14 protein-coding genes are annotated in these 11,852 nt (G+C 35.2%); 13 read left to right on the plus strand and 1 reads right to left on the minus strand.

Going from position 1 to position 11,852, the window contains the following annotated elements; all coding sequences use genetic code 11:
- Positions 1–59: 59 nt before the first annotated feature.
- The gene (locus tag I580_RS01065; protein WP_010773171.1) at positions 60–611 is read right to left on the minus strand and encodes a Crp/Fnr family transcriptional regulator; all 552 of its coding nucleotides are present in this window, start codon (positions 609–611) and stop codon (positions 60–62) included.
- A 300-nt stretch (positions 612–911) separates the two neighbouring features.
- Here I580_RS01065 and I580_RS01070 point away from each other — a divergent pair, with 300 nt between their 5' ends.
- The 13 genes from I580_RS01070 (at position 912) to I580_RS01130 (ending at position 11,788) form a co-directional block, all read left to right on the plus strand.
- Complete coding sequence (locus I580_RS01070) at positions 912–1,277, plus strand: GntR family transcriptional regulator (protein ID WP_010773170.1); 366 nt, start codon at positions 912–914, stop codon at positions 1,275–1,277.
- The gene (locus tag I580_RS01075; RefSeq protein ID WP_010773169.1) at positions 1,270–1,974 is read left to right on the plus strand and encodes an ATP-binding cassette domain-containing protein; all 705 of its coding nucleotides are present in this window, start codon (positions 1,270–1,272) and stop codon (positions 1,972–1,974) included. The genes I580_RS01070 and I580_RS01075 overlap by 8 nt, the downstream gene beginning before the upstream one ends.
- Positions 1,958–2,623 carry a hypothetical protein gene (locus tag I580_RS01080; protein ID WP_010773168.1) on the plus strand — a complete coding sequence of 222 codons (666 nt, stop codon included), beginning with the start codon at positions 1,958–1,960 and terminating at the stop codon, positions 2,621–2,623. Before I580_RS01075 ends, I580_RS01080 begins: the two co-directional genes overlap by 17 nt.
- Before the next feature lie 10 nt (positions 2,624–2,633).
- A complete protein-coding gene (locus tag I580_RS01085; RefSeq protein ID WP_010773167.1) occupies positions 2,634–4,643 on the plus strand; it encodes an ABC transporter ATP-binding protein/permease in 2,010 nt (669 codons plus the stop codon).
- Positions 4,644–4,666: 23 nt separating this feature from the next.
- Positions 4,667–5,197 carry a hypothetical protein gene (locus tag I580_RS01090; RefSeq protein ID WP_010773166.1) on the plus strand — a complete coding sequence of 177 codons (531 nt, stop codon included), beginning with the start codon at positions 4,667–4,669 and terminating at the stop codon, positions 5,195–5,197.
- 310 nt (positions 5,198–5,507) lie between these two features.
- Positions 5,508–6,437 (plus strand): alpha/beta fold hydrolase, encoded by a 930-nt coding sequence (locus I580_RS01095; RefSeq protein ID WP_010773165.1) that lies wholly within the window; start codon positions 5,508–5,510, stop codon positions 6,435–6,437.
- Positions 6,437–6,994 carry a YdeI/OmpD-associated family protein gene (locus I580_RS01100; protein WP_010773164.1) on the plus strand — a complete coding sequence of 186 codons (558 nt, stop codon included), beginning with the start codon at positions 6,437–6,439 and terminating at the stop codon, positions 6,992–6,994. The genes I580_RS01095 and I580_RS01100 overlap by 1 nt, the downstream gene beginning before the upstream one ends.
- A gap of 408 nt (positions 6,995–7,402) precedes the next feature.
- Positions 7,403–7,804, plus strand: coding sequence for a DUF3224 domain-containing protein (locus I580_RS01105; protein WP_010773163.1), 402 nt, complete (start codon positions 7,403–7,405; stop codon positions 7,802–7,804).
- The gene (locus I580_RS01110) at positions 7,797–8,684 is read left to right on the plus strand and encodes a helix-turn-helix transcriptional regulator (RefSeq protein ID WP_010773162.1); all 888 of its coding nucleotides are present in this window, start codon (positions 7,797–7,799) and stop codon (positions 8,682–8,684) included. The genes I580_RS01105 and I580_RS01110 overlap by 8 nt, the downstream gene beginning before the upstream one ends.
- Before the next feature lie 83 nt (positions 8,685–8,767).
- The gene (locus I580_RS01115) at positions 8,768–9,199 is read left to right on the plus strand and encodes a hypothetical protein (protein ID WP_010773161.1); all 432 of its coding nucleotides are present in this window, start codon (positions 8,768–8,770) and stop codon (positions 9,197–9,199) included.
- A gap of 282 nt (positions 9,200–9,481) precedes the next feature.
- The gene (locus I580_RS01120; protein WP_010773160.1) at positions 9,482–9,751 is read left to right on the plus strand and encodes an ACT domain-containing protein; all 270 of its coding nucleotides are present in this window, start codon (positions 9,482–9,484) and stop codon (positions 9,749–9,751) included.
- A gap of 168 nt (positions 9,752–9,919) precedes the next feature.
- Positions 9,920–11,263 carry a PFL family protein gene (locus tag I580_RS01125; protein WP_010773159.1) on the plus strand — a complete coding sequence of 448 codons (1,344 nt, stop codon included), beginning with the start codon at positions 9,920–9,922 and terminating at the stop codon, positions 11,261–11,263.
- 138 nt (positions 11,264–11,401) lie between these two features.
- Positions 11,402–11,788, plus strand: a complete 387-nt coding sequence (locus tag I580_RS01130; protein WP_010773158.1) for a DUF1149 family protein — start codon at positions 11,402–11,404, stop codon at positions 11,786–11,788.
- The last annotated feature ends 64 nt before the right edge of the window (positions 11,789–11,852 follow it).

Here is an 11,852-nt window from a genome sequence, read left to right on the forward strand (position 1 = left end):
TTTCCACCTTTTATTCATAAAGAAGTCGAAAATCAGTATGCTGCTGATTTTCGACTTCTTTATTTTAAAGTAATGGGAACTTTCTTTTTTAATAACCAGCCTTCTTTTTCCAGTTCACTTAAAGAAATTGACACTCTGGATTGTGATGTACGGCAGAATTTTGATAACACTTCTTGTGTAATAAATTTTGGTAATTCTAGTTGTTCATTCTCAGTTAAGATACCAATATGATCACTCAAATAGGTCAGTGCATGTTTAATTCGTTCTGTAGTTGGTAAATGAAGAAAATTGAAATAACCATAATGCCGTTGGAAGATATCAGCAAAATTAGATAGGAGTAATTCATAAAAGAGCGGTTCTTCATTTAATGAATGGAGAAGCCGTTCTTTTGATAAGCAAAAAACCGTAGCGTGTTCGCTAATCACTCGAATGCTGTGTTCTTTTTGTTTAAAAGTAGAAAAACTATCTAAGCCAAAAAAATCATTTTGAAAAATAAAAGAGGAGATATAACGTTTGCCATCATTAAGAATTTCAACACAAAGAACACCTTCGACAACATAATAGATATTTTCAGTTTTTTCATATTCATCGATGATCAAAGTGTCTTTCACATAAGTTTTTTCTGTCCAGTTATTCTGTAAATCTTCTTTTAAATAGTTTATTAAGCTCAGATTATCTTTATATAACTCGATTGTTTAGTCCTCCTTTTAGGTGAAAATAATTAAAAATTTTAAGTATAAAAAGTATAGCATAAACGGCTAGTTTTTTTGAGTTTATCCCATAAAAAGTCAAGAGTAGGCAATTTATATCATTGATATAAATTGTTTTTTTTGTTTCCTCTAAAATAGGATTTACCAGCTGAGTGTGTGGCTGATGTGGTACAGCATACAACTAGGAAAGGGAGGATGTAGGTGAATTATGACGGGAATAGACCCATCTACCAACAAATTATCGAGCAGGTCGAACATTGGATCGCTAGTAACCAATGGCAGCCAAATGAAAAAGTACCATCTGTCAGGCAATTGGCAGAAGATTTAGATGTAAACCCAACAACGGTTCAACGGGCTTATAGCGTTTTAGAACAAGAAGAAATTTTAATTAGTCAGAGAGGAATTGGAAAATTCGTGACAGATAAAACAGATAAGATCGCAGATTTACGCTTGCGATTGATCGAAGCACATATAGAGGCTTTCATCACTCAATTACAAAAACTTAATTTAACACAGAACGAAAAGGAGCACATCATTGAACGGATTGTGAGGAGTGCAAATGAATAAACTACAAGCAAAAAATATCGGGAAACGATATCAAAAAAATAGTTTTCAAGAGTTGTCTTTTACCTTGAATGAAGGACAAATTCTCGGCATTCTCGGAAAAAATGGTACAGGGAAAACAACGCTATTAGACTGTATTTCTGGACAAAAACAAATCAGCACTGGGATGATTCTGTATAATGACCAACCACAAAGTAGCACTGTATTTAAAACGAGCATAGCTTATGTTTCAACGATAAACTATTTTGAAGATTCCCAAACGATTAGACAAATATTGAGTGAGTATACATTGTTGTTTCCAGGTTTTCAGTTAGAAAAAGCCGTGGAGCAGTTGGAAATCTGGCATATCTCAGCGAAACAAAAATGGCAGGAACTTTCAGAAGGCAGTAAAGTCAAAGTTAAAATTGCTTGCGAATATGCTAAAGCAACCAGCATTTTTCTTTTGGATGAACCTTTTGCTTATTTAGATTATTCTTCCCGGATACAAGTGAAAAAAATGTTGAGGAAAGCTAGCGGTGAAAACAAAATAATTTTAGTTTCGACTAATTTTATTGAAGAGATGGATACTTTATTTACAGATGTATTGTTTATGAATCCCAATCGCTATTGCGAAGTAATCAATTTGGAAGACCTGCGGGAACGAAAAAGTTTGTCCCTAAAAGAAATCTATGAGGAGGAAGCCAATGATACGTTTATTTAATTTTTATCATGAAAAAAGTAAGAAGTTCTTTTTAAGTAGTTTGCTTTTGATCTTAACCAGCTATTTTGCTAAATATGTTTTTCAATTAACAATACCCGAATCTCAATGGGAACGTTTGCCGATTTTGCTCTCTGTTGTGGCATCTGTTATTTTAACTTGGCGCATCAATCAACTAGACATTCAATCGAATCATCGAACGTTAGCTAGTACGGCTAATCAGTCAACTTTTGAGAAAATTGTTGCAAAATATTTACTTTCCTATGTTCAGGTGCTTGTGATCGGTGCAATCAATTTAGTGTTTAATTTTACAACGATTTCTCTTGGTTTAGGGGAGCTGCTGCTATTGTCGCTAGAGTTAGCGGTTTACTTAGGAGGAATGATTAGTTATTTGATTTTACTTAGAGGTGTTATCTCTAAATTGTGGTTGCCAAACTTTTCCAAAACATTTGTAGTAGCGATTGCTTGGATCATGATCGTTTTATTGAATGACGTGGCACGTTATTATTTCCCTCAAAGCATAAATGTTACATTGCCAGTTAATAATGGAGCGTTTTACCCAAGTACATTTATTCTAAATGCGTGTCTATCAGCGGCCATTATATTTGTTTATCTTTGGCTAGACAAAAATCAATTGAAAGACAATGAATAGGGGGAGAAACATGTATCAACTAAAAAAAGTATCGAAAAGCTTTACGATCGATAACAAAAAAGAACCTGTCTTACATGACATAACGACTACATTTAAGGCTGGCGATTTTGCTTTGATATTAGGTGCAAGCGGCAGTGGTAAGACGACTTTGTTAAATATTATTAGTGGGTTGGATACAGATTATGAGGGAGACATTCTTTATGAAGGACAAAATTTAAAAACGGAAAATATGGATGATTTCCATAAAAATGAGATCGGTTTTGTTTTTCAAAGCTTTAATCTAGTTTCACATTTATCGGTACTTGAAAATGTCAAAAGTGCCCTTTATTTAGATAAAACACTAAGTCCATCTGAGCGTACAGATCGAGCGATCCAACTTTTGACCAAAGTTGGTTTAGCTGATCATTCAAATAAGTATCCTAGTCAACTTTCAGGAGGACAAAAGCAACGCGTAGCAATCGCCAGGGCCCTTGCTAATGATCCTAAAGTGATCATTGCAGATGAACCAACAGGGGCTCTTGATTCAGTAACAGCAGCTTCAATTATTGAATTATTAAAACAATTGAGCAATGAAGGAACATTAGTGATTACAGTGACTCATGATGAAAGTTTGATACGCTATGCCACTAAAATTTTAAGAGTCAAAGATGGTCGTATCTTAAGTGACGATCGCATCAAAGAACCGAATAGTAGTAAAAATCAGTCGCAAAAAAAGGTTCCATCAAGAGTCTCACTCTCTTTAGGTGCTACCTTACAGCTTGTGAGTAAAAATTTTTTTAGTCGGATTTTGAGAAATTTGTTAGTTGCTTTTGGAACATCCATTGGTATTACAGCCATTTTGTTGGCCTTAGGTATTGGCAATGGAATTACAGGAGTGTTGGGGGATTTTTTTCAAACAGCCTATTCTCCAAACCAAATCACTTCGTACTATCAAGATCCTGAGCGTGGCGGACCGCCGAGACCGTCAGAATTATTGAAAAATGAAGAAATCAAAATGCTGAAAGAGTTATATGAAAGTGAAGGAATCACAGAAGTATACGAGAGAGGCAATCTTGCAGGCATTCGTTTTAAATATGAAGATCAGTTGCTCGAAAAACTAGCACCAAGTCAAATGGATGAAGCAAATCTAAATAAAGAAAGATACAAAACAAATACGGTGGAAGAGGGTTACCTGTTAGCAGGGACATTTATCACAGCAGATAAACCTGGAATTGTTTTACCTGCGTCTGCGGCACGAGAAATAGTCGGATTGAAAAATTCAGAGTTAACTGAAGAAAATGTTAAACACTTGATCTCAAAACCAATCACTTTAGTTTATCAAGGTAGAGAACAAGGAATGACGAATACTCCAGTTGAAATTGAGACCGTGATTACAGGAATCACCTCACCAGAAGAAGAAGGCTTTGTTCAAGGATTTATGGCATCTAGCCAAACGTTTGATGAAATGGTCAAACGTATTGGTATCGAAAAACCAATTTATACGGTAGATGCATTTGCAGAAAATCCAGAAACCGCAGAAGCTTTTATTGAAAAATACAAAGACGATCCCAAATATGAAAATTATGCAATTACGAATGCTTCTTCATTTTTGGATACGTTCAAACAATTTACGGATATTATTGTTTACTTATTAGCCTTTATTGCTGGACTTTCTCTGATCGTTGCAGGTGTGATGATTGCAGTTGTTTTATATATCGGAGTGGTGGAAAGAACTAAAGAAATTGGTGTTTTACGCTCTATTGGTTATAAAAAAGGATATATCAAACGGTTATTTAGGATGGAAGCAATCTATATTATGCTCTTATCTAACGTTATCTCAGTCGTTTTTGCTTACCTAATCCAATTTATAGCAAATCCATTGATTGAATCCAATATAGGCTTTAACCAAGTTATTCAAATCGCCCCTCTTAATGCATTAGCTACATTAACTATTACTGGAATCCTAGGCGTGATTTTCGCTCTGTATCCAGCGGCAAAAGCAGCAAAATTAGATCCAATAACAGCTCTACGCTATGAATAAAAGAAGGAAAGTAGGAAAAATAAATGAAAAAGTTATGGAAAAATAAGCTATTTAAATATGGATTGATTAGCATCGTTTTAGTGGTATTAGGAGCAGCTGGATTTTTAGGCTATTATCGTATGGTCAGAGTTCAAGGAGTTCTTTCAAGTTATACAATCAATGAGACGTTAAAAGAAAAGTCAAATGCTCATAGAGCTGTTATTTACACCCAAGATCGTGCATTTAAAAATCAAGTAATCGAAGAACTTAAAAAAAATCTAGTGGACGAAAATATCTATGTGGAAGTGAAACCAGTTGAAGAGGTTGGAGAGAACAGAATCGAAGAATGGGACAAAGTGCTCATCTTATCTACAGTTCAATCAAGTGATCCTCCTAAAGTTGCATTAGATTATATTAATAAACATAAAAATGAAAAGAAATTAAGTGTGTATTTAACCGCTGATTCAAGTACATGGTCAAAAGATCCAGGACATCTTGACGTGACAACTGCCGCATCTAAATCAGAAAATGTCACCGTATTTAGTAGAAAAATGAAAGAATTTTTGTTGTATTAAGAGAGAAGAGTTAGGAAAAATAAACTAAAATTTATTTCGCTGTAGAATTGTCAAATCTAGTCCAATATTTCCATAAAATTCTTTTTCTATGAACAGTATGAGTTAAGATAATCTCCCTCATATTTAGTTTTTGAGAACGCATATAGATCTTAACTCCAGAAGAAATGCGCCAAAAAAAATGGCCACAAACTCAAATTGATGACTGAAAAATATTATTAAGTGCGTTTCTCAAAGCTGACAGACTGTTGTCAAACCTCCATGATAATATTGTTCTTGTAAGACACTTGTATCTAAATCAGGAGGATATTAAATGAAAAATAATAATGAATTTCCAACACCAACACTTATCGCAGTGAATGGAGTAGAGCTAGAGGTTTTTGAAGCTGGTCAACAAAATTTGGGGCGTCCTATCGTTCTCTGCCATGGATGGCCAGAGCATGCCTATTCTTGGAGACATCAAGTGACGCCGCTTGTAGAAGCAGGTTATCACGTTATTATTCCGAATCAACGAGGGTACGGGAAATCTTCTTGCCCTAAAGAAATCACAACATATGATATTGAACATTTAACGGGTGATCTTGTAGCCTTATTGGATCATTATGAATACAAAGATGCTATTTTTATGGGACATGATTGGGGGGCAAGCGTTGTCTGGAGCATGGCATTACTGCATCCAGAACGTGTTTATAAAATGATTAACTTATGCTTACCTTATCAAATTCGAGGTGAGAAACCTTGGCTTGATTTTATGGAAGAAGTGTTTGGAGATGATTACTATTTTGTTCATTTTAATAAACAACCTGGAGTTGCAGATGCAATATTAGATGAAAATACCTCACAATTTCTTCATAACTTATATCGAAAAAACGCGCCAGCACAAGGTCATGGTGAAGGAATGGAAATGATTAATCTAGCTAAAGCAACTAAACTATTAGGTGAACCTGTTATGAGCGATGAGGATTTTGCTGTTTATATTTCAGCATTCAATAAAACAGGTTTCACGCCAAGTATCAATTGGTACAGAAATTTAAATCGTAATTGGCATTTATTAGCCGATGTATCGCCTATCCTTCATCAGCCAACATTGATGGTTTACGGCGAGAAAGATAGTATTCCGCCACTTCCAAACATCAATAACTTTGTACCTAATATAGATATTAAGACTTTAAACACAGGTCATTGGATTCAAGAAGAAAGCCCTGCTGAGCTTAATCAAATGATTTTGGAATGGCTAGAATAATGAGTGAAGACTTATTTTTTAGTAATCAAACAGAATTTATTGATTGGTTGACTATTCATCATCAAACAACTAGTGAAATTTGGGTAGTTTTCTTTAAGAAAAAGACCAATAAAACAAGTCTTACTTGGTCTGAATCAGTAGATTGTACGCTGACGTTTGGTTGGATTGATGGGATACGAAAAACAGTGGATGAATCTAGCTATAAAATTCGATTTACTCCACGTAAGTCTAATAGTCTCTGGAGTGGAGTTAATGTGCAAAAGGTGTATAAATTGATAGAACTCAATCAAATGAGACCAGAAGGATTGGCTGTTTTCAATCAAAGAAAAGATCAAAATGGGTATTCAGCAGTTCATAGAAACATTATTCTAATGAAAAAATATGAGGATAAAATCAGAATAAATCCGAGTGCTTGGGAATTTTTCAATCAACTTCCGTCTTCTTATAAAAGAGATTCCATTTGGTGGATAATGAGTGCAAAAAAAGAAGAGACCAGACTAAGAAGACTGGAACGATTAATTGATTCATGGGAAGACGGAAAGAGGTTAAGACCTTAGAATTTTCACTTTGCTTTATTTTCGCTGAAACGGTCGTATATAAGAGAGTATGTCAATCAAAAAAACAATGGTTGTGAAATGAATAGACCTTGAATAAAAGATTAAGAGGCATGAACCCTAAAATTCTTTCGATAGCATGTCATTTAGTTTTCTTTGAGGCATATCTTTGTTGAATTAATTGATATAATCTTCGACTTATTCTATCTATACTTGCTCATTCGCTGCTTGTTTAAGAGAAGTTGTTCTAATTCTAGATGAGGCAGCTTCTCTAATTAGTTTTTTTATAGAGTAAGGATTTTTCTTATACTTCTTTAGCGATACTTTTATTTTTTTGCACATAAATTATACATTCTAGCTTGTAAAAAGAACATATGTTTGGTATCCTATTATTCATAAGGAGGGATAAGTATGAGTGTAGCATTTAGTGTAACAAAATGGGATGAAGAACCAATAGATAAGTCAAAGACTGACTTTCCAGTGAATCGGGTTCAGGCAGAGTACGAACTGGAAGGTGAGCTACAAGGAAAAGCTTGGGTGGAGTATCTTCTCTATTATTTGGAAAGCAACAAAGAAGATGGACACCTAGCAACGGCAAGAATCACGGGATTTCTTCACTTTGAAGGCGAATATAAAGGAAAAACAGGAACCTTTACAGCCGCTGAAAAAGGAATTTTTGATAAAGGCTCACTTGACTTTCCTGGTATGATCATTAAAAGCACTGGAGAGTTACAAGGGCTGACTGGTTCCTATCAATATGACTTTGTTGGTGAAAATAGTAAGCTGATTTTGGATTTTAAGGACAATGAATAATCTATCAAGATTGTTTTATATTATGCATTATCTGACGATGCACAAGAAAGCCAAGGCAACAATACTAGCAGAACAACTGGAAGTATCGACACGCACGATTTATCGAGATATTGATACGTTGTCTGCGTTAGGCTTTCCAGTGTACGCTCAAAGCGGACGGGATGGTGGGATTCGCTTGTTGGACACTCATCATTTGTCCGCTACTTTTGTGGATGATGAAGAGCAAGACCAAATTATATTAGCGCTGCAAAATTTAGCCGCGACTAATTTAAAAAGTGTTACTCCTTTAGTCAATAAGCTATCCTCCTTATTCAAAAAAGAAGTAGAACAATGGATCGATATTGATTTTTCCACTTGGGGACGAGAAGATGAAGCGAAAGCGATCGGATTGATTACCAAAGCTAAAAATCAAAAAAAGTGTATCATTTTTTCTTACACCAACGGAAAAGGAAATAAGACCACAAGAGAAGTAATGCCGAATAAATTGATTTTTAAACAAAATGCCTGGTATTTAGCAGGTTACTGTTGTGTTAGAAATACGACTCGGTTATTTAAATTAAGACGAATGACCGAGCTTGTAATTTCCGAAAATGATATTGATGAAGCCAATTTGATTAGAGATTATCAACCAGAATTTTCCAAGATATATGTAGAGTTTAAAATAAAAAATGAGCTATTTTATCAGGTAAAAGAAGACTTACTAGATATCGAAATAGAGCAAGATTCAAAATATACAATTGTAAAGACTTGGCAATCGGAAGGTTCTTGGCTAACATCTTACTTATTATCCTTTGGTGCTTCTGTTGAAGTGGTAAAGCCAGTTGAATTAAAAGAAAAAATCAAAGAAGAGGTTACGAAAATCAATCAGATTTATTTTTGATTCGTTTGTTCAAGCCTTTTTCAAGATACCTCTTGAAACAATGACTATTGATTGAGATAATAGCAAAGAAAAGAGGGATCATTATGGGACAAATTTGGCTTGAGCGATTGCTTCGCTGGAATGCAAAAATTCAAAAATTATTGGTGGGAAGATATGCTCGGATGGATCAATTGAACAATACCCTAATGAAAGGGAGTTTGGTCTTATTACTGCTTAATCTATTTTTACCGACATCAATCGCTTTTTGGCTAGCAGCGGCACTTTTATTATGGATAAATTATCGCTTTTTCTCGAAAAGAATTTATCCACGCTCAAATGAAAATACCCGCTATGTTTTAAAAGTACAACAATTAAAAAAGAAACTTAGTACGACAAAAGAAAAATTCCAAGAGCGTAAGACGTATGCTTTTTTCAAGTGCCCCAATTGTAAACAACAATTACGAGCACCTAAAGGAAAAGGGCTGATCAAGGTCACTTGTTCAACCTGTAAAGAGCAATTTAATAAAACGGTTTGAGTAAAAAACTTCTGAGAAGGTTCGGTAGATCTCAGAAGTTTTTTTGCTTGGAAGAAAAACGAACAATCATCCATTCCTAAAGATATTTGTTCTGTTTTTTTGTTATTAAATGAAAAACTTATGATATAATAGGAAAAACTTATTCAGGATTGTATTATCTAGCCTCATATAGCTATATGAGGCTGGATCCTCGGAAAAATGATTGTGGCAAGTAACGCCACCTTCATTTTTTGATCGGGGTAAATCAGAATGTTGTTACCATTTAAATTAGGAGGAAACGATATGCGCGCAGTATTGACAGTTATCGGTAAAGACAAGGTAGGAATTATTGCAGGAGTCAGTCAAAAATTAGCTGAATTGAATATGAATATTATTGATGTTTCCCAGACGATTATGGATAGTTATTTTACAATGATGATGGTATTGGAAATTTCTGAAGACAATAATAATTTTGAAGCAATTCGCTCTGAGCTAAATACTCTAGGAGAACAACTAGGTGTGACAATCAGTATTCAAAATGAAGAAATCTTCAATGTTATGCATAAACTATAGGAATTAATTTTGTGGTACTAGTTTTTATATTACTTAGCTTCAAGAGCTAATCTTTCGGGAAAAAGATAAAAAAATAAATGAGACAAAGAACGTCTCAGCCATTTTTTTCCTATTTTCCAGTCAAGGCTGACCAAGCTCTTTCAGCTTTTAAATTTAGGAGGAAACTTTTTGGAAACGAATCAGATTTTGGAAACGATCCGCATGATTGAAGAAGAAAATTTAGATATTAGAACCATCACAATGGGTATTTCATTGTTAGATTGTATTGATAGTGATAGTGACCGAGCCTGTCAAAAAATTTATGACAAAATCACTCGCTTGGCGAAAAATCTAGTTAAAGTTGGCGAAGAAATCGAATCTGAGTATGGGATTCCTATCATTAATAAGCGAATCTCCGTAACACCTATCGGAATTATTGCCGCTGCGAGTCCAGACAAGGATTATGTGAAATATGCTAAAGCTTTAGATAGTGCAGCTCAGGCTGTTGGCGTCAATTTTATCGGCGGATTTAGTGCGTTGGTTGAAAAAGGTTATCAACATGGCGATGAAATCTTGATTAATTCAATTCCGCAAGCCTTGGCGGAAACAGAATTTGTTTGTTCTTCTGTAAATATAGGTTCAACAAAAGCTGGAATCAATATGGACGCTGTTCGTCATATGGGACATGTGATCAAAGAAACTGCAGCAAAATCTGATATGGGCTGTGCTAAATTAGTTGTATTTGCGAATGCGGTGGAAGATAATCCATTTATGGCGGGTGCTTTTCACGGTGTTGGTGAAGCTGACTGTGTAATCAATGTGGGCGTTAGTGGACCAGGTGTTGTCAAAAGAGCTTTGGAAAAAGTCAAAGGTGAACCGTTTGATGTTGTGGCAGAAGTTGTCAAACAAACGGCATTCAAAATCACTAGAATGGGCCAACTAGTTGGGAAAATTGCGTCAGAGCGATTGAATGTTCCTTTTGGGATCGTAGATTTATCTTTAGCACCAACACCAGCCGTAGGCGATAGCGTCGCTTATATTTTAGAAGAAATGGGCTTAGAAAGTGTAGGGACTCATGGTACTACTGCTGCTTTAGCTTTATTAAATGATGCTGTCAAAAAAGGCGGCGTGATGGCTTGCAATCATGTTGGCGGATTATCAGGTGCATTTATACCTGTGTCAGAAGATGCCGGAATGATCGCTGCAGTTAATAATGGTGCATTGAATTTAGAAAAATTAGAAGCAATGACAGCCATCTGTTCGGTTGGCTTAGACATGATTGCTATACCAGGTGAAACTTCAGCTGAGACTATTGCAGCAATGATAGCAGATGAAGCTGCGATTGGTGTGATCAATCATAAAACGACTGCTGTTCGGATCATCCCAGCTAAAGGGACAAGTGTTGGTGATATGGTCGAGTTTGGCGGTTTGCTGGGTAGAGCGCCAGTTATGAAGGTCAACGACTATGCTTCAACCGATTTTATTCTCCGCGGTGGACGCATTCCAGCGCCAATTCATTCGTTTAAAAATTAAATTAGAAAAATGAGTATAAGTATTTGTGATAAAAAGATGTATGGTATAATAAAAAACATAGATAGACTATGTTTTGCCCAGTTTTTACCGGGTCTCAATAATAGTTATTGAACTTAAAAAAAAAGGAGATTTTAATTCATGGAAATAAAACGTCAACAAGAAGTCGTAGAGGCTTTTCATTACGATATGCGTACGCAAGATATGGAAGAAGTAGAAACAGATCTTAGAGTGGGCTTTTCTCCAATTGAATCAACAGATGAAAATTACCCAAAAGAAAATTCAATTATCGCAGCTCGCTTGGAGTTTCGTCTTGTTTTTGAGGAGTATGTTTTATCAGGTTCAGTGAGTCAAATCAACCACGTGATCAATCATAAAATTGAAAAACAAGAAGATATTTCACAAGAAGAAGTAGATGAATTAGTTAGTCCATTATTTAGCATTGTTCAACGTATGGCCTATGAAGTGACTGAAATTGCTTTGGATAAGCCGGGAATTCAGTTAAACTTCCAATCTGCTCCAGAATAATAAAGTCAGATTTTAAAATCGAAGAGTTTGTGATAGTTTTAAACTATCACAAACTCTTTTTTTC

It is taken from the genome of Enterococcus caccae ATCC BAA-1240, assembly GCF_000407145.1.
GTDB classification, from domain to species: Bacteria; Bacillota; Bacilli; order Lactobacillales; family Enterococcaceae; genus Enterococcus_L; species Enterococcus_L caccae.

Coding starts and splice junctions, on each gene's coding strand:
- I580_RS01075 (WP_010773169.1), top strand. CDS start 1,270: ATGAATAAACTACAAGCAAAAAATATCGGGAAACGATATCAAAAAAAT.
- I580_RS01080 (WP_010773168.1), top strand. CDS start 1,958: ATGATACGTTTATTTAATTTTTATCATGAAAAAAGTAAGAAGTTCTTT.
- I580_RS01085 (WP_010773167.1), top strand. CDS start 2,634: ATGTATCAACTAAAAAAAGTATCGAAAAGCTTTACGATCGATAACAAA.
- I580_RS01090 (WP_010773166.1), top strand. CDS start 4,667: ATGAAAAAGTTATGGAAAAATAAGCTATTTAAATATGGATTGATTAGC.
- I580_RS01095 (WP_010773165.1), top strand. CDS start 5,508: ATGAAAAATAATAATGAATTTCCAACACCAACACTTATCGCAGTGAAT.
- I580_RS01100 (WP_010773164.1), top strand. CDS start 6,437: ATGAGTGAAGACTTATTTTTTAGTAATCAAACAGAATTTATTGATTGG.
- I580_RS01105 (WP_010773163.1), top strand. CDS start 7,403: ATGAGTGTAGCATTTAGTGTAACAAAATGGGATGAAGAACCAATAGAT.
- I580_RS01110 (WP_010773162.1), top strand. CDS start 7,797: ATGAATAATCTATCAAGATTGTTTTATATTATGCATTATCTGACGATG.
- I580_RS01115 (WP_010773161.1), top strand. CDS start 8,768: ATGGGACAAATTTGGCTTGAGCGATTGCTTCGCTGGAATGCAAAAATT.
- I580_RS01120 (WP_010773160.1), top strand. CDS start 9,482: ATGCGCGCAGTATTGACAGTTATCGGTAAAGACAAGGTAGGAATTATT.
- I580_RS01130 (WP_010773158.1), top strand. CDS start 11,402: ATGGAAATAAAACGTCAACAAGAAGTCGTAGAGGCTTTTCATTACGAT.